Origin of the sequence: Saltatorellus ferox (assembly GCA_007751475.1) — a bacterium.
Classification (GTDB): Bacteria; Planctomycetota; UBA1135; order UBA1135.
Window position 1 is genome coordinate 4,369,932 of the sequence record CP036434.1, and the last position, 23,171, is coordinate 4,393,102.

Here is a 23,171-nt window from a genome sequence, read left to right on the forward strand (position 1 = left end):
CTGCGAGAGGGCTCTTGAAGGATCCTGCGAGGCATCCGCACAGGCGGCCGCCAGAACGAGCCCGAGGGTCGCCACGACCCACTTCCTCGCATCGGATAGCGACCAGCCCATGGGTCAGGAGTTCAACTCCTCCAGCCACTCGTCCTTGATGTCGTAGTTGCTGTAGACGTTCTGAACGTCTTCGTTGTCCTCGAGCTTGTCGATGAGCTTCAGGATCTTCGCCGCGTCTTCCTTCGTCGGCACTTCGACCGTCGTCTGAGGAACATAGCCAGTCTCCGCCGAGAGCATCACGACGCCTGCCTCCTCCAGCGCCGTCTTGACGCTGAGGAATTCGGTCGCGGCCGCGAACACGGTCGCGACGTCGCCTTCGACCTGAACGTCCTCGGCACCCGCCTCCATGCCCACTTCCAGCAGCGAGTCTTCGGTGAACGCCTTGCCCGCGAAGCCCTCTTCGCCCTGCTCACCCGTCATGTCGACGACGAAGATGGACCGGAAGTCGAACATGAAGGAGACGGAGCCCGTCGAACCCATGTTGCCCCCGCCCTTCTCCAGCGCGAACTTGATGTCCGGTGCCGTGCGATTGCGGTTGTCGGTCAGGCAGGTGATGAGCATCGCCACTCCGCCCGGAGCGTAGCCCTCGTACACGAGCTCTTCGAAGTCGTCGCCGTCCTTGGATCCCTCCCCTCGCTTGATGGCGCGGAGGATGTTGTCCTTCGGCATGTTGGCGGCGCGGGCCTTCTCGACCGCATACTTCAGCTTGAGGTTCGTGTCCATCTCGGAACCGGCCTGGCGAACGGCCGAGATGATGTTCCGGGCCGCCTTGCTGAAGATTTTGGCGCGCTTCGCGTCCACCGCGTTCTTGCGGTGCTTGACGTTTGCGGCGTGTGAATGGCCAGCCATCGCTCTTGTCTCTTGGTCTCTCTTGGGTTGGGATCGAAAGGGTGGGCTTACGCGGTGAAGCAGTCCCCGAAGCAGGAAATCCCCGTCACTGACGAGATCTCCATCAATGAAGAAATCCGCCGCGATGCGCCCCTTCCAAGGTAGCGCAAAGCAGCGGATTCCGTTCCAGGGAGCTCGGCGTGATTAGCGCTTGGAGAACTGGAAGCCGCGACGGGCGCCGCGACGGCCGTACTTCTTCCGCTCTTTCATGCGCGAGTCACGGGTGAGAAGGCTGTTCTCACGGAGCGTGTCGAAGGTCGCAGGATTGATCGACTTGAGCGCGCGGGCGATGCCGAGGCTGACCGCTTCGCTCTGGCCGGAAGGACCGCCGCCCCTCACGTTGCAGAATACGTCGTAGTTCTCGAGCGAGTCCGACACGGTCAGCGGCTGGCGAGCGCGCTGACGGGTCTGGATGGTCACGAAGTACTCGTCGATCGGCTTGCCGTTGACGACAAAGCCGCCAGCGCCGGACTTGAGGCGGACGCGGGCGATCGCCGACTTGCGTCGACCGAGGCCCCAGGTCCAAGGATTGATGACTGCCATGGGTTCAGTTGAGTTGGAGAAGCGCTTAGAGCTTTTCGACCTTCACGGGCGCTTGCGCGGTGTGCGGGTGCTCTTCGGCGCCGTAGACCTTGAGGCAGCGAAGGAGATCGCGGCCGAGGCGGGTTTTCGGGAGCATCCGGCGGACAGCCAGCGTCACGATGTCGGCGGGGCGGCGCTCGGCCACCTTTTCGAGTGCGACGTACTTCTGACCGTTCGGGTAGCCCGAGTAGTGCCGATAAATCTTGTCGGAGCCTTTCGTGCCCGTGAGGCGCGGCTTGGCGCCGTTGATGACGACGACGTGGGCGCCGGTGCGCTCGCTGGGGGTCCAGGTGGGACGATCCTTGCCCTGGAGTGCCATGGCAATGGAGGCCGCCATGCGTCCGAGATTGTGCTCGGAGGCATCATAGAGTAGCCAGCGGTCCTCAGTGTCCTGGCGGCGGACATGAGTCGTATCCTGGCGTCGTACGTTTGTGGTCGTCATAGCTGTCGTATCGCGGCGGCGATCGGTCAAGCGGTTGGGGTTGGCCAACAGGCCATCGGCCGCGCGCGGAGCTTTTCCGGCGTGGAAGGCCGAAGAGAGTATGGCCCCGGGGGCTCCAAGGCAACGAAGACGAGAAATATCTGCTTCATTGCGCTCAGGATTTCGTTCAGGGCCGGAATCCCAGGAGCCTGACCCAGGTCACGGGGTGGTCCTCCGGGGTTCCGTCGCCCTGCCGGGAAAGGCGTCCGACGAAGACGGATACGCCCTGGGGCAGGCCGCTCGCGCACCAGCCGGGCATTTCTGCCTGCGATACCGTGCCCGCATCCCCGGGCGCAAGGGGGGTCGCAACTCGGTCCGGAAGCGGCTGCCCGATCCCCCAGGGTCCGATCTCGCGCCACTCTCCGCCGCCGGTCCGCTCCCAACAGGCGTCGAAAGCTCCCCAGGTATTGACGACCGGGAGGAGGATCCGGAGCCCGGCCCCGTGGGCCCTGCGCCAGTCGATCGCCGCGTCCGGTTCGGCGGCGATGATCCGTGCTGCCTCGAAGCCAGGTCGAAGATCCCGTTCGGTGCGCGCGATCCCCTGCTCGCCACCGACGACCACCTCGCCCGAGAAGGCCTCTTCCAGCGCCTCTCCGACCCATTCGAAAGCGCCAAACCTCCGCTGGACACGGATCCATTCCGTACTGCCATCCGCGAGTCGGCGACCTTCCAGAACATCGGCACCCGGAAACCGGACGCCCTCTGAGGGGACGTTCGCCAGCCAGAGCACGCCAGCCGAAGACCCTGCGCCGACGAGCAGAAGACCGAAGATCCGCGAGCCCGCGCCGACCGTCGCGGCCCGCTGGATCGCCGCGCAGCCCACCAGTCCGATGAGCGCGACCAGGACACCGGGCAGCGGCAAGCGATGACCGCCCTTCTCCAGGGCAGGCCCGGTCCGAATCGCCCACCGGGGAGCCTCGAACGCATCCGCCTGATCGAGTGGCCGCGCCGGTACTCCCCTGGCGAACACGTCCCAGTCGTCGATCCGCTCCGGCCCGACCATCCACGCCCGAACCTCTCTCTTCTCGCCGGCGAGCGACTCCCCGAACACCAAGAGCGGCGCGAACCCGTCCAACGCGCCCCCCCCATCCCGCGCCCCCTCCGCCGACACAACAACGGCCCATGCCCGCCCGAGCGCCATCCGACCTGAAACCGACACAAACGGACCAGGTCCGTTTGTGTCGGTTTCTGAGAGAGATTTATGCGGAACGGACGGACCTGGTCCGTTTGTGTCACTAACTCTGGGAGAAGTGAGTGCGGTGAAGGGGGAGGACAGCGTGACGGTCAGGAATAGGAGGGCGTAGCCGGGGTTGCGGCTCGCTTGAGTCGTCTGGATCAGGGCCGCCAGCGGTAGGAGTAGCAAGCATGCCAGGGGTAGCGGAGAACTTGGCGGTGAGAGCAGCAGCGCGGGCGCCAGGGCCGCAAGGGGGAAGAGGAAGGACGCCAGTCGATGGAGCGGTGCGGGGTCCTCGAAGGGTTCGGGGCGTACGGAAAGGGCCGGCCAGGCCAGGGCGCAGAGGGCTCCCAGGAGGGCCGGCCCAAAGGGGCCGCTGGCTTGGGACCATTCGAGGCCAAGGATCGGCGGAAGGAGGGTGACCGAAAGGATCCAGAGGGCGCCCAGCAGCGTTCGGGTCACCAGGCGTGTTCGGGTCGCGGAGCGATCGAACGCGGAAGCGTCAGGTGGAATCATCGTTCGGAGGTGGAGCCTTCCGAGCCCTTCTGGCTCCGCTCCACGATCTCCTCGACCTCAACGCGAGTCAGCTGGATCGGCTCATCGAATCGCACGTCCAGGAGAGCCCAGGGCCTGCCCGCTGCCTCCATGGCCTCCAGCGCGTTCCTGATATGAGCCCACTTGTAGCCCACGGGTAGCTCGCCGCTGTGGATCGGAATCGGCGGCCTTCCGAAGAAGATCCGCCTCCCCTCCTCCAGGTCGATCTTCACGCCCCCGGGGAGGCGCGCGGGCTTCAGCGCCGTCGCCGCCCGATCGAGCACCGGCGCGTCCTGGGCCGAGGCATCGATGACCACCCGACCGAGACGCCGGAGATCCTCGACGCCCATGTAAGCCCACATCGAGTCCGCCACCGCCAGCGCGGCCAGAACCTCGGGCACCTCGATCTTGTCTCCAGGCTCCAGGAGCCCTTGCTCCTTCTCGACGACCCCGTGGGGGCCGAGCGTCGGCAACCATCCGCCGTAGGCTTCATGGGGCGCATAGGTGTAGCCGCCCAGCACCGTTCCATCCGCGGCCACGGGCAAGAAGTCGCGCCCTCCCGTCCGAATACATGCCACCGGCTCCCGGAGACGCATGGGAAGGATCAGCCCGTCGGGCCACTGGACCGTATAAGCACCCACCTCCGCCACGAACGGAAGATCGGCCACCTCCTGCGCGAAAGCCGCCAGCTGCTCTGGATCGTCGACCGGGAGCGAACGTACCTCCACAAGGATTCGCTCGAGCTCGTCCGTCCAAGCGGCGCTAAGCCACTGGGACTGCGCCATCAGGCGGTAGCGCGTCACATCGATCCTCGCCACGCCGCGCTCACGCGCGTCGCGCTGGAGCGCATTCAATCCGACGATGAGCCCGCCGAACAGGATCAGGAGCGGGACCCACACGGGTACGGCTCCTCTCCGAGAAGCGCGGGCGCTTGGGGCGAACGAAGTCCACCTGCGATGGATCGGAACACCAGGTTGAGCGGATCGAGTGCGCAAAGAACCGGACACGGCCTCCATGCGCGTGACTCTAAGAAATCGAGGCCCGAAACGTCAGTTTCGAGCGGGGACCAGCTGCGTATCGATCGTGTGCCCGGGCATGTCGAGCGCCGTCGGGTCCGAGTGGCCCGGCGAGATCGGGCCGTAGCCCCCACCGCCACCGCTGCGACCGTTCATGCGCTTGGCCGCCTCTTCGATGAAGAGGTCCAGGGCAGTCTGGATCTCGATGACCTGATCCCTGGAAAGAGCGATCGCCTTGGACCCCCCCTGCGAGTGCAGTTCGTGGCCGAGAAGCCTCGAGACGAGCTTGAGCTGTGCGAGGTGGCGTTCCAGGTGAGTCCCGTGTTTGTGCTGTTGGTTCATGTTCATGCCCTCCCGAGGCCATGGGTTCCGAGCGAGGCGTGCGGCGCCCGCGTCGGGGTTCGTGGTGTATCGCATCGGGAGGCCCAAGAACAAGGATGGATCCCCAGGATCCTGGGTCCGCCGTGAGGCGTTGACGTAGAAAGCTGGCGGCGAGGCCTCGAAACGGGCACGCTGTCGGTCTCTATGCACGATTCCCCCCACGACGATCCTTCGGCCCCATCGGGCGGAGATCAGCCGCTTCCGTTCGGTCACCTCCCCGATGACGTCCCCGCACGGCCTTCCGCCGGGCGCCCCGCCGGCTCCACCGAAGGGAGGAAGAGAGCACCAGAGGCACGCCCCACCGAGAAGTCGTCCGACCGGAAGCCGCGAGCGCCCGAGAACGTGCCAGCGGATGTCGTCGATGTGGTCTGGCCGACATCGGGACGGGAGGTAGGCTCCGGGTCGCGCCCCGCAGCCCGCTCCGCCCAGGAAGCGCTGACCTCGGCCGCGCCCGCGAAGCGCGCCACCTCGAGCGAAGACCGCGCTGACGAAGCCGCTAATTTGCTCCCCGCACCCACCGAGGTCTTCGGCAAGGACGGCCGCGTCGTCGGCTGGAAGGGCTTCAAGCTGTCCCTGTTCCAGCTCAACGCCGTCGACGCCATCCGCCAGGGACGCAACGTCTTCGTCTCCGCCCCGACCGGCGCCGGAAAGACCCTCGTCGCCGAGTACGCCATCGAAGACGCCGTCCGCTCCGGCAACCGCTGCATTTACACCGCCCCCATCAAGGCGCTGTCGAACCAGAAGTACCGCGACTTCCAGAACGATCCCTCCATCGACGTCGGCCTCATGACCGGCGACGTCACGATCAATCCGGGCGGCCGCGTCCTGATCATGACGACGGAGATCCTGCGCAACGCGATCTTCGAGAGCCCCAGACTTCTGCAAGACGTCGACTACGTGATCTTCGACGAGGTCCACTACCTCGACGATCGCGAGCGCGGCACCGTCTGGGAGGAGAGCCTCATCTTCCTGCCGCCGAAGACGCGGGTCATTGCGCTCTCCGCGACCGTCGAGAACGTCGAAGAACTCGGCGGCTGGATCCGCGAGATCCGCCCCCAGGACCTCGACGTGATCGTGGATACGAAGCGGCCCGTTCCGCTCTCCCACTGGCTCCACACCGAGAATGCGGGGACCGTCGACGCGTCGAAAGCCGACCGTGTTCGCAAGCGCGAAGCGGAGATCGCTGCGAAAGAAGAGGCGAAGAACGGCGGACGCCGCTCATCGCGTAGGGGCAGCCGCCGCGGTCGCCGCGGCGGACGGGGCGGCGGCCGACCGATGCCGCCGGATCCCACCGCGCTCTTCGACGAGATCATCGAGCGCAAGATGCTCCCCGCTCTCGTGTTCTCGTTCTCCCGAAAGGACTGCGAGCGCCTCGCGCTGAAGAATGCGAATCGCCGCCTGCTCAGTCCGGACGAGGAGATCAAGATGGACGCGCTCCAGGAGGAGCTCATCGAGCTCTTCCAGCTGGACCGCGGACACCTCAAGGGCGAGGTCTTCAAGCTCGCCCGCGCGGGCGTCGCCTACCACCACGCGGGCATGCTGCCGATCTACAAGGAGGTCGTCGAGCGCATGTTCACGCGCGGCCTCCTGAAGATGCTCTTCACGACGGAGACCTTCGCGCTCGGCATCAACATGCCCGCGCGCGCGGTCGTCTTCGCCGGGCTGCGCAAGTACGACGGTATTTCGTTCGACTGGCTGCGCACCCGCGACTACATGCAGATGGCGGGCCGCGCCGGCCGCCAGGGCATCGACGACAAGGGCTTCGTGTTCCAGCTCCTCGCGGGCGGTGACGTGAAGGACGCGCCGATCGAGCGCTGGATCAAGGGCAAGCCGGAGCCGGTCACGAGCCGCTTCCGAATGAACTACTCGACGCTCCTGCACCTCGTTGCGCGCATCGGACGCGACAACGTCAGCGAGGCCTGGGAGAAGTCCTTCCACTCGTACCAGAACCGCGAGAAGAACAAGAAGGCGCGCGAGCGCCAGCGCCGCGACCAGATGCGGCTCATCAGCCGCCACCTCGACCTCCTGGACGAACTCGGGTACCTGGACGGCGACAAGGTCACCGCCAAGGGCGAGATCGCCCGCCGGCTCGGCGGATACGAACTCCAGGTCACCGAGTTGCTCTTCAACGGCGCCATGGAAACGCTGCCGCCCCGCGCCATCGCCATGGTGTTCGTCGCGATGATCCACGAGGAGCGACGGGCGGCCCAGCGCCCCTGGGTGCCCGCCTCGATGTTCGGCGGCACGCGCCGGAGCATCGACAACGTCATGGGCGATCTGCTGCAGGCCGAGGCCCGTTTTGGGATCGACCCGCCGATGAAGCTCCCGGACTGGGGCCTCACCCCGGCGACCCTCGCCTGGTGCGGCGGCATGTCCATGGAGGAACTCGAGGAAGAACTCGCCATCAACCCCGGCGACGTTTGCCGCGTCTTCCGAATGGCGATTCAGCTCATGAGGAACGTCAAACGCTCGATCGACCGGGACTGGGACCTCGCCGAGCACCTCGACGACGCCATCGAATCCATCAACAGGGACGAAATCGACGCGAGAAAGCAGCTCGAACTGGGCTAAGTGTGACGAGCCCCTTCGCCCGGAACGCCACGATTTTCGAGCCAGGAGGCCCGTCCGCGCCGCCCCGTCGAAAAGGACTCCGATAATTTCGAACGGATCCCGTAGCCGAGCCCCGCAGGAATTCTATTGCTGGACCCAGCGGTCCAGCTGATACCGTTCCGCCCCGAATCCGCCGCCTGGCGGGCGTCCGAGACCACAGGACACTCCTTCTTGGAGCGTCCTTCTTTTGAGCGACGTCCTTCCCCCTCCCGATTCCACCCAAGTCACACGACGCCCATGCTCTCGAACCTTGCCCTCGCGGCAGCTGCCCTCGCAGCTGGCGCCGCGTCCGCCGGTCCGTCCGCATCGACTTCCCCGCTCCTTCCCGCAGCAGCCGTTTCGGATGCCGTCGCAGCCCCGGCGATCGCCGGTGACACGGTTCCGGACAACGCCACGGCGGTGACCATCTCCACGAAGGATGGCCAGCTCCTCTCGGCCAGCTACTTCGCGCCGAAGGTTTCGAAGAAGAGCACCGCTCCCGCTCCCGCCGCGCTACTGATCCACGATGCGACCAACACGCGCGCCGCGTTCGAGCCGCTGGCCACGTACCTTCAGAAGAAGGGCTTCGCGGTGCTGTCCGTCGACCTTCGGGGTCACGGAGATAGCGTGACGGCAGAGTGCGACTTCGACAAGGCGGACGAGAAGGCCAAGCAGAACCTCTGGAGCCTCAGCATGCGCGACGTCGACGCATCGGCTGACTACCTGCTCGCGCAGGACGGCATCCATTCTTCCAACCTTTCGATCTTCGGCATCGGTGCAGGCGCGGCCCTCGCGGTCCGTCGCGCCTCCGACGACGAGAACGTTCGCTCCGTCATCCTCGTGGATCCCGAGCCCGTGGCCTTCGGCTACAACGTAGCCACCGGCATCGCTGAACTCGGTGGTCTGCCGACGCTGATCATGACGTCCAAGTCCAAGCGTGACGCCGCCGAGCGCCTGCAGGAGCAGGCCCACAAGGACAACGAAGGTCTCGAGTTCGTCGACATCTCGAAGCTCAAGGTGGAAGGCGGCGACCCTCTCGCCGACTCCAAGCTCGATACTCAGGCCGCCGCCTGGCTTCGCGAGAAGGTGATGCCGAAGAAGTAGGCTCCGACGCCCACCCACGCGAAGAGCCGCGATCTCCCCGATGGAGATCGCGGCTCTTTGCCGTTTCGAGTGCTGGACCTCTCGAGCGGCCCTATCCAGCCAGCGTGTGCGCCTGGAGGTCCGCCAGCGTCACGTGATCGAGCGCGCTCTGGTGGCAGGACTCCAGCCGCACGGGCGGCGCAAAGCCGGCGTCCAGCGCCTCCTTCCAGCGCAATACGCAAAGGCACCAGCAGTCGCCGGCCTTCAGCCCCGGAAAGCTGTACTCCGGCCGCGGCGTGATCAGATCGTTCCCGCGCGCGCGGCTGAACTCCAGGAACTCCTGCGTCATCCGCGCGCAGACGGTGTGCCTGCCGTGATCGTCCTCACCCGTCCGGCAGGAACCGTCGCGGAAGAAGCCTGTCATCGGATCGGTGCAGCAGCTGGCGATGGGCTCGCCGAGCACGTTGAATTCCTGGCGCTGAATCATGGGGACGAGAAGGAGAGAGAATCGTTCGGGAAGGGCGCGATGGCGTGACGGATCGGGATCCTAAGGGGCGCTCCTCCAGGGCCCAAGCAAAGCGACGCCGGAATAAGCTTGAACCGCGACCGAAATGCGTTGGGATCGGTCCTCCTCCTGGGTCGGGAAGCCCGGGAGGTCATCGATCTACGAGGAGGGGACAGCATGAACCGTGACAGTCGATCACCCGGCGTGGACGCCGGGATGGAGCACGAGGAGGACCTGGAGGCGACTCAGGAGCCCAGCGCGGGCGAACTCGCAGGTCTCTGGGACGAGGCTCCGGATTCGGAGTCGCGGCCGAGCGGAGCCCCCCACTCCTACGAGAACGGATGGTTCGTCGCGGAAGAGCACGGTAGTTCGGGCTCCCTGTGGGCCGACGAAGGCCCCGCGGAGCCGCTGCCGACCCCCGGGCCCATGGAGGACATCGACGCCGCCATGGACGACCTCATGGACGCGGTGGAATCGACGTGGGGCTTCCGCACCCTGCGGGAGAGTCAGGAAGAGGCGATGCGCGCGACCCTCGCCGGCCGCGACGTCCTCGTGCTGATGCCTACCGGCGGCGGCAAGAGCCTTTGCTACCAGGCGCCTGCGCTCGTGCGCCCCGGACTGACGCTCGTCGTCAGCCCGCTGATCGCGCTCATGAAGGACCAGCTCGACGGCCTGCTCGCCAACGGCGTGCGGGCGGCCATGATCTCCAGCGCGCTGGAGAGCGACGAGCGCTCGGCCGTGAACGCCGCCCTGGAGCGCCGCGAGCTCGACATCCTCTTCTGCTCGCCCGAGCGCCTCTCGTCGGAGTCGTTCATCGATCGCATCGGCCGCGCCGGGCTCACCGCCATCGCCGTCGATGAGGCCCACTGCATCAGCCACTGGGGCCACGACTTCCGCCCCGACTATCGCCAGATCGGCGCGCTTCGCGACCAGCGCCCCGACATCCCCGTGATCGCGCTCACCGCGACCGCGACGCCGCGCGTTCGCGAGGACATCGAGGCCGAGCTGCGCCTGAACGACCCCGTGCGCGTCGTCGGCGGCTTCGACCGGCCAAACCTCACGTACCGCGTGCTCCCGCGCCTCGACCTCGTCGACCAGGCGATGGCCCTGATCGGCCGCTATCCGAACCAGGCCGGCATCATTTACTGCATCCGGCGCAAGGACACCGAGAGCCTGGCGCGCGACCTCGCGCGCAAGGGCGTGCGTGCCATGCCGTACCACGCGGGCCTCGGCAGCCACGAGCGCAGCAGCGTCCAGGAGGCGTTCCTGAACGAGGGCATCGACGTCGTCGTCGCGACGGTCGCGTTCGGCATGGGCATCGACCGTCCCGACGTTCGCTTCGTGATCCACGCGAGCCTGCCGAAGGGCGTCGAGCAGTACAGCCAGGAAACAGGCCGCGCGGGCCGGGACGGGCTGCCTTCCGAGTGCCTCCTGCTCTACAGCGGCTCCGACTTCCAGGGCTGGAAGGGTATCATGGAGCGCAGCGCCCAGGAGGCCGAACTCGAGGGCGTCGAGGGCGCGATGGAGGAACTCGGCGGGTCACTCACGCGCCTCTCCGAGCTCTGGAACTTCGCGAACGGCGGCATCTGCCGTCACAAGTACCTCGTCGAGTATTTCGGCGGGCGCTACGCCGAGCCCCAGCACGAGGACCAAGAGCGCAGGGGCTGCGGCGCTTGCGACGTCTGCCTCGGTGAACTCAAGGTCGTGAAAGACAGCCAGCGCGTCGCGCAGATGATCCTGTCGTGCATCGTGCGCTGCGATCAGCGCTACGGCGCGGCCCACATCACCGAGGTCCTCCGCGGCGCCGATACCGCGCGCATCCGGGCGAAGGGCCACGAGAAGCTCTCGACCTACGGGCTGATGAAGGGCTTCCCGACCTCCGAGATCCGCGCATGGATCGATCAGCTCGTCGCCCAGGGACACGTGGGCGTGGCTTCGGGCAACTACCCCACCTTGCATCTCACGCAATCCGGCGTCGCCGTCATGAAGGCGGAGTCGGAGGTCACGCTGCTCTTGCCGCTCACCCCGAAGAAGGCGCCCTCGTCGCGACGCCGCGGAGGCTCGGTGGCCGCCGTCGCGAGCGAGGAGTCGATTGACGTGGACGAGCGCCTCTTCGAATCGCTGCGGAAGCTGCGTCGCGAAATGGCGCAGGAGCGGGACGTGCCGCCCTACATCCTCTTCAACGACCGCTCGCTCGCCCACATGGCCGCGCACAAGCCGAAGACCCACGCCGAATTCCTGGGCATAAAGGGCGTCGGCGACAAGAAGGCGGCCGATCTGGGCCCGCGCTTCATGAAGGTGATCGCCGAGCACATGGCGGCGTATCCGGATCCCGACTAGGGGCACGAAAGCAGGGATTTGGTCCCAATGCTGGAGAAGGGCGCATGCACGTGACGCTCTCCCTCCAGAACGCTGCCGCTACCTACCGATCCGACTGGTCATGGGCCCGAGGGGCGCTCGCACATCGCGGGCGCGGGCTCCCCAGCACCAGAAGGATACAAGATGGATTTGAGGGCAATTTGCGTCGCCGGTCTCGTGACCGCCGCGACGGCAGCAGCACAGGAAGCACCGCGGGTCGGTGATCGCATCGTCGGCCAGGCGATCGAGGCTTCCAGCGCAGCACGGAATGCGGGAGGCGGAAACGCCCCCGTGGTTCGCTGGGACGGTCAAGCGATCTCCCAGGACGACGAAGTCCGCGGACTGAAGGGTACGAGTCGCCGAACGCTGGAGGCCTGGCGCCGCTTCGCCGAGCGCCGCGGGTACCGAGTGGACCTCGACGCGAGCCAGCGAGTGATCGTGATCTCGGACGCCGAGCGCTTCGAGTCCTTCGCCAGCAGCGAGCGCGTCGTCGAGCGAGTCATGGAGCAGCTGGAGGAGCTGGGTGCGACCTCGGATGCGGCGCCCCTCGTCCTCCTGCGGGCCAGCACGACGGAGGACGTGGAGGACGCCAAGAAGGGCGCCTCGCTCCTCGGCCTTGGCCATCGCCTCGAGGTATTCGAGGAGACGGGCACTCTTCGGGACGTGCGCGCCGTCAACGCCCGGCTCGCCGAGTCGGTCGCCCGCGCACACCTGAACGATCATCAGCCGTACCTGTCCGAGTGGATGGTGGACGGCATCGCCAGCCTGGTTGCCGAAGAGGCGACCGGTCGGGCGATCATCGACGGAAAGGCCGTGTCGCTACGAACCGTGCTCGGCTCGGTTTCGAAGGCCCACAAACACGACCAGCAGCACACGATCGACCTCCTGAAGATCAGTGGCGCCGGATCCGACGACGGCCCGATGGAGGCCGAAGCGATGGCCGTGATGTCCTTCCTCGGTGAGGAGATCCTCCATACGATCGTTCCCGAGCTGGGCCAGCGCGATGTGTCGCAGGCCTCGTCCAAGGTCCGCGTGGAAGAGGAGGCACTCTTGAGCCATATGGGCAAGACCGCGCTCCAAGACCTGCAACGATCCTTGATGCGCGGCAAGTAGAACGGCCGGGTTCGCGCAGGAGCTGCGCGCCCAGCGCGAACATGCGGCGCGAACATAAAGTGGGTGGCAAGGGTTCCATCCGGAGAGCCGAGTCCTCAGGTTGGGGGGCATGGTGCCCCCAGCGATTCCAAGCCTCGGTCCTTCGACGGCCCGACCGCGCCTGCTCCTCGTGAGCAACCGGCTGCCGGTCAAGCTGAAACGAACGGAGAGCGGCGGCTGGACCGCCGAGCGAACGCTCGGCGGACTGGCGACCGGGCTCTCGGGGCCGCATCAGGAGAGCGGCGGCGTGTGGATCGGATGGCCCGGCGTCATGACCGAGGACGAGGCGATCCCGGCGGACGCTCAGGCGCTCCTGAAAGGCCTCGGCTTCCACGGACTCGGACTGTCCGAAGAGGAGCATGAACGCTACTACCTGCGGGCGAGCAATCGCTGCATCTGGCCGCTCTTGCACGGCTTCGTCGAGCGCGTCGAGTTCGATCGAGAGGACTGGAACACCTATCGCCGGGTGAACCAGCGCTTCGCGGACGCGGTCTGCGAGGAGGCCCAGCGCGGGGACACGGTGTTCGTCCAGGACTTCCAGCTCTGCCTGGTCCCCGCGATGATCCGCGAGAAGCGGCCGGACCTGCGGATCGGCTTCTTCCTGCACGTGCCCTTCCCCCACACGGGGATCTTCCGGGCGCTCCCCTCGCGGGCCGAAACGCTCAAGGGACTTCTGGGCGCCGACGTGATCGGTTTCCACACGCTGGAGTACCTGCGCTGCTTTCGATCGGCCGCCCGCCGTGTGCTCGGCGTCGAGACGACGTCGCACACCGTCGAGTACCAGGCTCGCCAGGTCTCCCTCGTCGCGCAGCCGCTCGGGATCGATCCGACGCCCTGGGAGCGCCCCGACGATACGCCGGAGATCGCGGAACCACTCGCGGAACTCAAGGCCGCTGCGGCGGGCCGCAAGGTGCTGCTCGGCGTCGAGCGACTCGACTACACGAAGGGCATCCTGGAGCGCCTCACGGCGTTCCGCGACCTCCTGGAGGAGCGACCCGAACTCGCCGAGAAGGTGGTGTTCTTCCAGATCGCCGTGCCGAGCCGCATCGAGGTGGACGCCTACCGCGACCTCAAGGAGAAGGCGGAGCAGCTCGCGGGCGAGATCAACAGCCGCTTCGGTCGCGTCGGGGTCCAGCCACTGCACTACCAGTTCCACGGCGTCGACCCCGGCAGGCTGACCGCGCTCTACCGCGTGGCCGACGTGTGCGTCGTGACGCCCCTGCGGGACGGCCTGAACCTCGTCGCCAAGGAGTTCGTCGCCGCTCGCCACCAGGACGACGGCGTGCTGCTGCTCAGCGAGTTCACGGGAGCCGCGTGGGAGCTCACCGAAGCCCTGCACGTGAATCCCTACGACCTGGATGCGATGAAAAGCGCGTACGTGCGCGCGCTGGAAATGTCGCCGGAGGAGCAGGCGGCGCGCATGGCGCCCATGCGCGAGCGGGTCCACCGCGACGACATCCACCACTGGACGCGTTCGATGCTCGATGCGATCGAGAACAGCCAGCGTTCGTCCGCGCCCGAGCTGATCGAGGACGAGATCCAGGAAGACTGCCTCCGGCGCTGGGGCGCGGCCAGCGATCGCTTCCTCGCGCTCGACTACGACGGGACCCTGCGCGAGCTCCAGGTCGATCCACTGACGGCAACGCCCGCTCCCGAGCTCATCGAACGGCTCGAGGCCCTCGTCGCGACGCCGGGCAATGAGGTCTGGATCGTGTCCGGACGAACGCTCGACTTCCTGACCGAGCACCTCGGTGGCACGGGCGTCGGCTTCATCGGCGAGCACGGCCGCGTCGCCCGCGCTCCGGGCGCGCGGGAGCCGGAACAGCTCGTCGTGACCCTGGATCCCTCGTGGAAGGACCGGATCCGGCCGATGCTGGAGAGCGTCACCGGCCGCGTTCACGGAAGCCACGTCGAGGAGAAGCCCGAAGGCCTCGCCTGGCACTACCGAGGCGCCGAACCCGAGTCCGCTGCCTGGCAGGCCCACGAGCTCTACCAGCACCTCGGTGAGATCATGGCCGACGAGAACCTCGAGATCATGCGGGGCAACAAGGTCCTGGAGATCCGGCCGTCCGGGATCTCGAAGGCCAACGGCCTCGCGACGGTCCTCGGGCGTCGCGCGAAGGCGCCGGACCTCGTCGTCATCGCGGGCGACGATGTCACGGACGAGTCCATGTTCCGCGCGTTCCCGGAGGCGCTCTCCGTGCTGGTGGGATCCCGCGCCTCGTCTGCTCGCTTCCGGGTCGAGGCGCCCGAAAACTTCCGCACTCTCCTCGGCCTCTGGCACGCGACCGCTCCCGCGGGCACCTCCCACGCATCATGAAACTCGACCACGGCGTCATCGGCAACGGGACGCTCCTCGCCCTCGTCAACCCGGATACGGGTATCGACTGGCTCTGCGCTCCGCGCTTCGATTCCCCGTCGCTCTTCGCCAGGCTCCTCGATGAGCAGAAAGGCGGCACGTGGCGCTTCCTCTACCAGAAGGGCGACGAGAAGCACGCTTTGCACGGCGAGCAGCGCTATGTCCGCAACACCAACGTGCTCGTCACCCGCTTCGAGGTCGGCGACGACGCCTGGGAGCAGTTCGACTTCATGCCGTACATTCAGGAGGGCCTCGGTCATCGACACCCCCCACGGATCGTGCGCTACCTGCGTCCGATCCGGGGTGCCCCGCGTCTCTCCATGGACCTCGACCTGCGGCCGGACTACGCGCGCATGGAGTCGGAGCCGCGCACGTCCGAGCGCGGCCTGGAGCTCAAGGCGCATGGTGGGATGAACATCACGCTGCACTCGAACGTACCCGGCCCGTACCTGGCGAGCGGCCGAGCGTTCCGCCTCGATCGCGGCCGGTACTTCGTCCTGGACTGCGGATCGTCGGAGCACTACATGCACATGGACGAGATCGAGCGTGACCTCGACCTGACGATCGCCACCTGGCGGCGCTGGACCCAGTCGTGCTCGCTGCCAGGCTTCAGCGACGAGGCCGTGCTGCGATCCGCGCTCTGCCTCAAGCTTCACCAGTACAGCGAGACGGGCGCGATCATCGCGGCCTCGACCACCTCGATCCCCGAGATCGTCGGAGAGCCGCGTACCTGGGACTACCGATTCTGCTGGCTGCGCGACGCGGTGTTCACGGTCGAAGCGCTGCGCCGCATCGGCCACTTCCAGGAGGGGCGCGACTTCCTGCAGTTCGTGCTCGACGTCGCCGACACGGGCGAGCTACAGCCGCTCTACGGGATCGGGGCCGAGCGTGAGCTGACGGAGATGTCCCTCGACCACCTCGCGGGGTTCCGGGGGACGAAGCCCGTGCGGATCGGCAACGCGGCAGCGGAGCAGCTCCAGACGGACCTCATGGGCGAGGTCGTCCTGTGTCTCCGGACGATGCTGACGGACGCGCGCGTCGACCCCGGAAAGCCCGAGCTCTGGATGCCACTCGTCGAGCGTATGGTGCGCGAAGCGCGCGCCGCGTTTCACGTGCCCGACCTCGGGATCTGGGAGTACCGCGGCGCGCCGCAGCTACACACCTTCAGCCGGGCCATGTGCTGGGCAGCCGCCCACCACGGCGCGGCGATCGCGCTGCACTTCGGCCTCGAGGACCAGGCGCGCGAGTGGCTGGACGCCGCCAACGAGATGCGCGAAGAGGTGCTCGAGCGCGGCTACAGCGAGGAGAAGGGCATGTTCACGCAGACCTTCGAGAACGAGGAAGCGGACGCGGCGAATCTCTTGCTGCCGTCGATCGGGCTCCTGCGCGGCGACGACCCGCGCTTCCTCGCGACGCTGACAGCCTACCGCGAGCGGCTGGTGCGCCCCACCGGGGTCATGCGTTACGTCCACGCGGATGACTTCGGCGAGCCGACGAGCACGTTCACGATCTGCTCGTTCTGGTGGGCCGAGGCCCTCGCGCTCGCGGGCGAGCTGGAGGAGTCCATCGAGTTCTTCGAACGGGTGCTCTCCCACGCGAATCCGGTCGGGCTCTTCAGCGAGGACATCGATCCAGACAGCGGCGAGCTGCTCGGCAACTTCCCCCAGGCCTACACCCACGTGGGCCTGATCCACGCGGCCATGACGATCGGGACGCAGCTGCGGGCCCGGAGCGGCCGCTACCACGCCTGGTCATGACGAGAGAAAGGGCGCGCGCCGATCCCTCGGCGCGCGCCCTCGCTTCACCGACGCTCGAACATCAGATGAAGTCGATCGAAAGGCCGTTCGTGAAGTTCGACGTCGCCTGGCCGCCGACGGAGTCGCGGTACCAGGCCTGGAAGTTCCAGGTTTGACCCGAGGTGATGCTGACGAAGCCCGTCGGCTGCGGCGTCTGGGTGAGATCGAGGTCGAGCGAGAAGGCGCCCGCCGCTCCCGAGTTCTTGATCTGCCCGCTGCCGACGTAGCGACCGATCGACCCCGCGACGCAGAGGTTGCCCGAGCTGCCGCCCGGGTTCATCACGAATCCCTGGGACTGGCTGGTGATGAAGAAGCCGAACGACAGGGGCGGTAGTGCGCTGGCGTTGAGCGCGAAGGCGTTGTCCGTGACGTCAAGGGAGCCCTCCCCCATCAGCGATGCGGCGCTACCCGTCGAGTTCACGGCCGCCGTGCAGTACTGCGTGCCCACGCCGTTCGGGAGGAGAAGGCCTGCGGTGTAGACCTCGTTCGCGCCCGTCGTGCGGTCGAGGTACACCAGCGACACGGTGTTCGTGACGTTGGAGACGGCCATGAACGTGCACTCGTTGCGGTTGACGAAGTCCGTATCGGGTCCGCTGCTCGGAACCTCCAGGTAGGGCGCGAACGTCGCACCACCGTCCTGGGACACGAAGAAGGCGATGGTGTTGGAGCCGTCGGCGCCGAGTTCCGCCGCGACGACGACGAAGCCGTTCGCCACGACGATCTCGGGGCGGTTGGCGTTGGTGTCGAAGCTGATGGGTACGTCCTTGGTCCAGGTCGCACCGCCGTCCTTCGTGTAGGCGATGTAGAGATTGTTGGCGCCGGATCCGCCGGGGAGGCCCGCGGCGACCGCTTGGCTGTCCTCGTCGTACACGACGTACATGTTGCTGGCGCTTTCGATGAAGCACTGCGGAACGTCGCAATCCGACCCGGCGACGGCCACCGCCTGAACCGAGAGAGTGACCTCGGGGCGGAAGGTGGCGCCGCCGTCGTTGGAGACCACGACGTGGACGCCTTCGCCTCCGGGTGTGGAGGCATCATTCTCGTTGTAGGTGATCAAGACGGTGCTGCCCTTGACCTCGAGCTGGGGCTCATCCACGTCGCCGGTCACGTCGGACTCGGCGATGAATGGGGCGCTGAAGGTGGCGCCACCGTCCGTGGAGCGGGCGACGGCGAGGTTGTTGTTGACGTCGACCCAGGTGACGATGACGAGGCTGCCGTCGGCGGCGACCTTGGGCTCGTCGACGTCGTCGGTGCCGGTCGCGGGGCTCACGATGATGGGCGTCGACCACGTCAGGCCAGCGTCGGTCGAGCGGGTGTAGAAGACCTCTTCGTTGCCACCTGCGCCCGCGATCGAATCCTCTTCCCAGGTGCAGTGGAAGGTGTTGCCGGAAACGGTCAGCCAGCTCCGGTCGATGTCACTGTTGACGTCGGACCCCGAGGTGCTCGTGTTGAGCGGGAGGGACGTCGGACGCCAGGTCAGGCCGCCATCGGTCGAGACGTTGTAGAAGAGATCCTGGTTGTTGGACTGAAGCGCGAAGGCGTCGCGACGCTCCTCCCAGACGACGACGAGGTTGCCGTTGTCGGCGGCGGCGATCTTCGGGAAGTCGGAGTCGTTCGCGTTGGCGGCCTCGCCGAGGTCGACGCGGATCGGAGCGCTAAAGGTGGCGCCGTCGTCGGTGGAGCGGGCGAAGTAGATGTCCTGGGTGAAGTTGGTGGTGCCGAGCTGCTCGGCCCACACGGCGTAGACGTCGGAGCCGCGGACGGCGATCGAGGTGCCGTCCTGCTGGTTGTCCCCGTTCGGGTTGAAGCCGCCGACGTTGAGTCGGCTGGCATCGCGGATCGTTTGCGCCTCGGCGGCGGGCGCCGGGAGGAGCACGGCGAGGACGGCGGTGAAGAGCGTGCTGGATAGAGCGTGTCGCATGTTCTGGTGGGGAGAGAGAAGGATCGAGGGGCTTGGCTCGGTGCGGGGCGCGCGCTGCGGGGTGCAGTTGCTTCTTCCCGTTCGAGGGGCGAGGTTGTCCCAGAACCGCGTCAGGGTCCGGTCAAGGGGCGTTGGGCTCTGTCTTGGGTTCTGATCAGCACGGCGCAGGGGTGGCATCAAGGCGGCATCAACGACCCAGGCGGCTCACCCGACCCGAACGCCCGCGTCTCCGGGCGTTTTTGGCGTGCCAGCGGCCCCTGGATCGGGACAATGGGCCCATGCGTGGAATCGAACTCGACGTCAACGGGGATCGGCTGGAGACGGCCGCCCCTGACCACTGGACCCTCCTGGAGGTCCTTCGCTACAAGCTCGGGTTGACCGGGTCGAAGCAGGGCTGCGACAAGGGCGACTGCGGTGCCTGCACGGTGCTCGTGGACGGCCAGCCGGTGCTGTCGTGCCTGACGCTGGCGGCCCAGGCGGTCGGTAAGGAGATCACGACCGTCGAGGGACTGCGCCCCATGCACCTCCAGAGCGGCGGCGTCGGCGCGGATCCGATCCAGGACGCGTTCGACCGCTGCGGCGCGCTGCAGTGCGGCTTTTGCCAGCCTGGGATGATGCTCTCGGCGCGGGCGCTCGTGGCCGCGAACGCGAGCCCGAGCCGCGAGGAGATCCAGAAGGCGCTGTCGGGCAACCTGTGCCGCTGCACCGGCTACACGCAAATTCTGGAAGCCGTCGAGACGGCCATCGCCGAGCGCGTCGGCGCGGAGGCGCCGCGCCCGGCGTGGGTGGAAGATCGCGAGCACGTTCGCGAGGGCGAACTCGAAGCACGGACCCCGGCGAAGGAGGCGAAGTAATGGCTGCCCGTGATATCCATGGCCCCGAGGCCCCCTGGAAAGAGTTCCAGGTCGTTGGCAAGAGCCACCGCAAGATCGACGGCATGGCGAAGGCGACCGGCGAGGCCGTCTACGCCGACGACATCCAGCTTCCCGGCATGCTGCACGCGAAGACGCTGCGGAGCCCCCACGCGCACGCCAAGATCGTGTCGATCGACACGTCGCGCGCGCTGGCGCTGAAGGGCGTACACGCGGTGATCACGGGGGCGGATCTGCCGATCAAGTACGGCGTGATCCCGTGGACGCCCGACGAGACGGCGCTCGCCACGGACCGCGTGCGCTTCATCGGCGACGAGGTCGCCGCCGTGGCAGCGATCGACGAGGACACCGCGAACGCGGCGCTGGAACTCATCGACGTCGAGTACGAGGTGCTGCACGCCTACTTCGATCCGCGCGAGGCGCTGGAACGCTCCGAGCCGACGATCCATGAGTCGCGGAAGAACAACAACGTCTCGAAGCACGTCGAGCTGGAGTTCGGCGATGTCGATGGCGCCGCCGAGACCGCGGACCTCGTGGTGAAAGGCGAGTATCAGTTCCATGGTTCGACCCACGGAGCGATCGAGCCCCACTGCGCCGTCGCGAAGGTCTCGCCGGAGGGCGTGCTGACGCTGTGGTCCGCGACCCAGATCTCCCACTACGTCCACCGCGCGCTCGCGCGGGTTCTGGAGTGGGAGCCCCAGAAGATCCGCGTGATCCAGCCCTGCATCGGCGGAGCCTTCGGCGGCAAGTCGGACCCCTTCAGCCTGGAGTTCTGCGTGGCCAAGCTCGCAGAGATCACCGGACGCCCGGTGAAGATGCTCTGGACGCGCGAGGAGGTGTTCTACGCGCACCGCGGGCGTCACCCGATGCAGCTCGCCTATCGCACGAGCGCCACGAAGGACGGCAAGATCACCGGCGTCGACGCGAAGATCCTGATCGATGGAGGGTCCTACAGCTCCTTCGGGCTCGTCACGACGTACTACTCGGGCCAGCTCCTCACGGGCCCCTACGACTTCCCGTCCTACCGCTTCAACTCGACGCGCGTCTTCACGAACAAGCCGCCCTGCGGGCCCAAGCGCGGGCACGGCTCGGTCCAGCCGCGCTTTGCCTTCGAGTGCCAGCTCGACGAGGTCGCGGAGCAGCTCGGGATCGATCCGATCGAGATCCGGCGCAAGAACTTCCACGGTGAGCACACTCAGACCGTGAACGGCCAGCGCATCACGTCGAGCGGCTACATGGAGTGCCTCGACAAGGTCGAGCGCGGCTCCGCGTGGCGCGAGCGACACCGCCAGCTGCCGACGGGCCAGGGGCTCGGCGTCGCCGGCTCCATGTACATCTCGGGCACGAACTACCCGATCTATCCGAACGAGATGCCCCAGGCGGGCATCCAGCTCAAGGCGGATCGCTCGGGGCTCGTGACGGTGTTCAGCGGCGCGAACGACATCGGTCAGGGCTCGAACTCGGTGGTGCGCTACATCGTGGCGGAGGAGCTCGGCATGGACCCGACGGACGTGCGCGTACTGGCCGCCGACTCAGATCTTTGCCCCGTGGACCTCGGCGCCTACTCCAGCCGCGTGACCTTCATGGTGGGCAACGCGGCGGTCGACGCGGCGCGCAAGCTGCGCGCGAAGCTCGTGGCCGCGGTGGCGGAGCACTGGGAGGTCGAGGAGAAACGCGTGCGCTTGATCATGGGCCGTGCGATCGACCTTGAGGATACCGAGAAGGTCCTCTCCACGCGTGAGGCCATCCAGCTCGCCGAGGCGAAATTCGATACGCTCGGCAGCACCGGCGCCTACAACACCCCCACCCTCGGCGGCGACTACCGCGGCGGAACGATCGGCGCGAGTCCCGCGTACTCGTTCACGGCGCACATCGTCGAGGCGCACGTGGACGAGGAGACCGGCCGCATCACGGTGCCGAAGGTGTGGTGCGCCCACGACTGCGGGCGCGCGCTCAACCCGCGCCTCGTGGCGGGCCAGATCGAGGGCTCCGTCTACATGGGCATCGCGGAGGCCCTGATGGAAGACCACAAGGTCAACCGCTTCGGGCTCCACTCGGGTCCCTCGCTGCTCGACTATCGGATGCCGACCGCCATCGATACGCCAGACATCGAGACCTACATCGTGGAGAGCGTGGACCCCGAGGGGCCGTACGGGGCGAAGGAAGCCGGGGAAGGCCCGCTGCACTCGGCGATCCCCGCGCTCGCCAACGCGATCCATGACGCCGTGGGCATCCGCCTGCGCGAGCTGCCGTTCACGCCGGCGAAGGTGCTGGCTGCCTTGGCCGAGAAGCGGATGAGCGAAGGTGCCGCCGCGGGCGGCGCGGCGGCGAAGGCCATGGCCAAGAAGGAGACCCACTGATGCTACGTCTACCGAAGTTCCGGCTCGAGGAGCCGACCGACGTCGCGGGCGCCGTCGCGCTCATGTCCGAGCACGGCGAGGACGCGATGATCGTCGCGGGCGGCACGGACCTCTACCCGAACATGAAGCACGGCCTCTTCGAACCGAAGGTCGTGGTCTCACTGGGTCGCATCGCGGAGATGCGGGGCATCGAGGCGCTCGCCGATGGCGGGCTGCGCATCGGCGCCACGACGACCCTGGCGGAGATGGCCCAGAGCGCGCTCGTGCAAGAGCGCGCGCCTGCCCTCGCGCAGGCTGCTTCCCTGGTCGCAGGGCCTCAGCTTCGCACGATGGGCACGGCGGGCGGCAACGTGATGCTGGATACGCGCTGTCAGTGGTACAACCAGACGCACTTCTGGCGGAAGTCCCTGGGCTACTGTCTGAAGAAGGACGGCACGGTCTGTCACGTGGTGGCGGGCGGGCGCAAGTGCGTCGCTGCCGCCTCGAACGACACGGCGCCGACCCTGATGACGCTGAACGCGAGCGCGACGTTCGCGAACGACGAGGGTTCCCGTGACGTCAAGATCGACGAAATGTGGAAGGCGGACGGCATCTGGAACAAGGAGCCGGGCCGCGGCGAGATCCTGACGAGCCTCCACATCCCCGCCCAGTCGAAGGGGCACCGCGGCGCCTACGGAAAGCTGCGCGACCGTGGCTCGATCGACTACCCCCTGTTCGGCTGCGCGGTGCGCCTGGACCTGGACAGCGAAGGCGTGGTCGAGGACGCGGACGTGGTGTGCGTGGCCCTGGTGGCCCGTCCACTGCGAATCAAGAAGGTCGCGGAAACCCTGCGCGGCAAGAAGGTCGGAACGGAGTCCTTCGCCGAGGCCGCGAAGGAAGCCGCGGACCTCGCGGACACCCAGGCCAAGCCCATGGACAACATCCCGGGCGAGTCCCTCTACCGCCGCCAGATGGTGCCCGTCTACGTCCGCCGAACCCTCCAAGCCGCCGCAGAAGGCAAGGGCCCGGTCCACCACGTCTAACCCAAGCCGATACAGCCGCACCTGGTCCGTTTGTTCCGGTACAACTG

Annotated in this window: 17 protein-coding genes; 9 read left to right on the plus strand and 8 right to left on the minus strand. The window is 67.2% G+C overall.

Annotated elements, in window-relative coordinates; all coding sequences use genetic code 11:
- Positions 1–114 precede the first annotated feature (114 nt).
- The 6 genes from Poly30_RS15595 to Poly30_RS15620 all read right to left on the minus strand — a co-directional run bounded on the left by Poly30_RS15595 (position 115) and on the right by Poly30_RS15620 (position 5,068).
- Complete coding sequence (locus tag Poly30_RS15595) at positions 115–900, minus strand: YebC/PmpR family DNA-binding transcriptional regulator (protein WP_145198939.1); 786 nt, start codon at positions 898–900, stop codon at positions 115–117.
- Between the two features lie 183 nt (positions 901–1,083).
- A complete protein-coding gene (rpsI, locus tag Poly30_RS15600; protein WP_145198943.1) occupies positions 1,084–1,482 on the minus strand; it encodes a 30S ribosomal protein S9 in 399 nt (132 codons plus the stop codon).
- A gap of 25 nt (positions 1,483–1,507) precedes the next feature.
- Entirely contained in the window at positions 1,508–1,963 is a 456-nt protein-coding gene (gene rplM, locus Poly30_RS15605) for a 50S ribosomal protein L13 (RefSeq protein WP_145206223.1), read from the minus strand.
- 166 nt (positions 1,964–2,129) lie between these two features.
- Positions 2,130–3,077, minus strand: coding sequence for a hypothetical protein (locus Poly30_RS15610; RefSeq protein ID WP_145198946.1), 948 nt, complete (start codon positions 3,075–3,077; stop codon positions 2,130–2,132).
- A 611-nt stretch (positions 3,078–3,688) separates the two neighbouring features.
- Positions 3,689–4,609, minus strand: a complete 921-nt coding sequence (locus Poly30_RS15615) for a cell division protein FtsQ/DivIB (protein ID WP_145198948.1) — start codon at positions 4,607–4,609, stop codon at positions 3,689–3,691.
- Positions 4,610–4,759: 150 nt separating this feature from the next.
- Positions 4,760–5,068, minus strand: a complete 309-nt coding sequence (locus Poly30_RS15620; protein WP_145198951.1) for a hypothetical protein — start codon at positions 5,066–5,068, stop codon at positions 4,760–4,762.
- Positions 5,069–5,251: 183 nt separating this feature from the next.
- Here Poly30_RS15620 and Poly30_RS15625 point away from each other — a divergent pair, with 183 nt between their 5' ends.
- Positions 5,252–7,678 carry a DEAD/DEAH box helicase gene (locus tag Poly30_RS15625; RefSeq protein WP_145198954.1) on the plus strand — a complete coding sequence of 809 codons (2,427 nt, stop codon included), beginning with the start codon at positions 5,252–5,254 and terminating at the stop codon, positions 7,676–7,678.
- Between the two features lie 276 nt (positions 7,679–7,954).
- Positions 7,955–8,800: an alpha/beta hydrolase gene (locus tag Poly30_RS15630; protein WP_145198957.1), complete on the plus strand. Its 846-nt coding sequence runs from the start codon at positions 7,955–7,957 to the stop codon at positions 8,798–8,800.
- A 91-nt stretch (positions 8,801–8,891) separates the two neighbouring features.
- Here the strand turns inward: Poly30_RS15630 and Poly30_RS15635 are convergent, their stop codons facing one another.
- Entirely contained in the window at positions 8,892–9,266 is a 375-nt protein-coding gene (locus Poly30_RS15635) for a DUF2237 family protein (RefSeq protein ID WP_145198960.1), read from the minus strand.
- A gap of 195 nt (positions 9,267–9,461) precedes the next feature.
- On the opposite strand from Poly30_RS15635, the gene recQ reads away from it, so the two are divergent.
- The 4 genes from recQ to Poly30_RS15655 all read left to right on the plus strand — a co-directional run bounded on the left by recQ (position 9,462) and on the right by Poly30_RS15655 (position 16,910).
- On the plus strand, positions 9,462–11,624 hold the full coding sequence (gene recQ / locus Poly30_RS15640) for a DNA helicase RecQ (protein ID WP_419190236.1): 2,163 nt from the start codon (positions 9,462–9,464) through the stop codon (positions 11,622–11,624).
- 168 nt (positions 11,625–11,792) lie between these two features.
- Positions 11,793–12,755, plus strand: a complete 963-nt coding sequence (locus Poly30_RS15645; protein ID WP_145198963.1) for a hypothetical protein — start codon at positions 11,793–11,795, stop codon at positions 12,753–12,755.
- A 109-nt stretch (positions 12,756–12,864) separates the two neighbouring features.
- Entirely contained in the window at positions 12,865–15,114 is a 2,250-nt protein-coding gene (locus Poly30_RS15650; protein WP_145198966.1) for a bifunctional alpha,alpha-trehalose-phosphate synthase (UDP-forming)/trehalose-phosphatase, read from the plus strand.
- On the plus strand, positions 15,111–16,910 hold the full coding sequence (locus Poly30_RS15655) for a glycoside hydrolase family 15 protein (RefSeq protein ID WP_145198969.1): 1,800 nt from the start codon (positions 15,111–15,113) through the stop codon (positions 16,908–16,910). The genes Poly30_RS15650 and Poly30_RS15655 overlap by 4 nt, the downstream gene beginning before the upstream one ends.
- 61 nt (positions 16,911–16,971) lie before the next feature.
- Here Poly30_RS15655 and Poly30_RS15660 read toward each other — a convergent pair whose 3' ends face one another.
- A complete protein-coding gene (locus tag Poly30_RS15660) occupies positions 16,972–18,870 on the minus strand; it encodes a sialidase family protein (protein WP_419190237.1) in 1,899 nt (632 codons plus the stop codon).
- Between the two features lie 278 nt (positions 18,871–19,148).
- Between Poly30_RS15660 and Poly30_RS15665 the strand changes: the two genes are divergently transcribed.
- The 3 genes from Poly30_RS15665 to Poly30_RS15675 are packed head-to-tail and all read left to right on the plus strand — an operon-like array spanning position 19,149 to position 23,124.
- Positions 19,149–19,724 carry a (2Fe-2S)-binding protein gene (locus tag Poly30_RS15665; RefSeq protein WP_145198974.1) on the plus strand — a complete coding sequence of 192 codons (576 nt, stop codon included), beginning with the start codon at positions 19,149–19,151 and terminating at the stop codon, positions 19,722–19,724.
- On the plus strand, positions 19,724–22,102 hold the full coding sequence (locus Poly30_RS15670; protein WP_145198977.1) for a xanthine dehydrogenase family protein molybdopterin-binding subunit: 2,379 nt from the start codon (positions 19,724–19,726) through the stop codon (positions 22,100–22,102). Before Poly30_RS15665 ends, Poly30_RS15670 begins: the two co-directional genes overlap by 1 nt.
- Positions 22,102–23,124 carry an FAD binding domain-containing protein gene (locus tag Poly30_RS15675; protein ID WP_145198980.1) on the plus strand — a complete coding sequence of 341 codons (1,023 nt, stop codon included), beginning with the start codon at positions 22,102–22,104 and terminating at the stop codon, positions 23,122–23,124. Before Poly30_RS15670 ends, Poly30_RS15675 begins: the two co-directional genes overlap by 1 nt.
- The last annotated feature ends 47 nt before the right edge of the window (positions 23,125–23,171 follow it).

Coding starts and splice junctions, on each gene's coding strand:
- Poly30_RS15595 (WP_145198939.1), bottom strand. CDS start 900: ATGGCTGGCCATTCACACGCCGCAAACGTCAAGCACCGCAAGAACGCG.
- rpsI (WP_145198943.1), bottom strand. CDS start 1,482: ATGGCAGTCATCAATCCTTGGACCTGGGGCCTCGGTCGACGCAAGTCG.
- rplM (WP_145206223.1), bottom strand. CDS start 1,963: ATGACGACCACAAACGTACGACGCCAGGATACGACTCATGTCCGCCGC.
- Poly30_RS15620 (WP_145198951.1), bottom strand. CDS start 5,068: ATGAACCAACAGCACAAACACGGGACTCACCTGGAACGCCACCTCGCA.
- Poly30_RS15625 (WP_145198954.1), top strand. CDS start 5,252: ATGCACGATTCCCCCCACGACGATCCTTCGGCCCCATCGGGCGGAGAT.
- Poly30_RS15630 (WP_145198957.1), top strand. CDS start 7,955: ATGCTCTCGAACCTTGCCCTCGCGGCAGCTGCCCTCGCAGCTGGCGCC.
- Poly30_RS15635 (WP_145198960.1), bottom strand. CDS start 9,266: ATGATTCAGCGCCAGGAATTCAACGTGCTCGGCGAGCCCATCGCCAGC.
- recQ (WP_419190236.1), top strand. CDS start 9,462: ATGAACCGTGACAGTCGATCACCCGGCGTGGACGCCGGGATGGAGCAC.
- Poly30_RS15650 (WP_145198966.1), top strand. CDS start 12,865: ATGGTGCCCCCAGCGATTCCAAGCCTCGGTCCTTCGACGGCCCGACCG.
- Poly30_RS15655 (WP_145198969.1), top strand. CDS start 15,111: ATGAAACTCGACCACGGCGTCATCGGCAACGGGACGCTCCTCGCCCTC.
- Poly30_RS15660 (WP_419190237.1), bottom strand. CDS start 18,870: ATGCGACACGCTCTATCCAGCACGCTCTTCACCGCCGTCCTCGCCGTG.
- Poly30_RS15665 (WP_145198974.1), top strand. CDS start 19,149: ATGCGTGGAATCGAACTCGACGTCAACGGGGATCGGCTGGAGACGGCC.
- Poly30_RS15670 (WP_145198977.1), top strand. CDS start 19,724: ATGGCTGCCCGTGATATCCATGGCCCCGAGGCCCCCTGGAAAGAGTTC.
- Poly30_RS15675 (WP_145198980.1), top strand. CDS start 22,102: ATGCTACGTCTACCGAAGTTCCGGCTCGAGGAGCCGACCGACGTCGCG.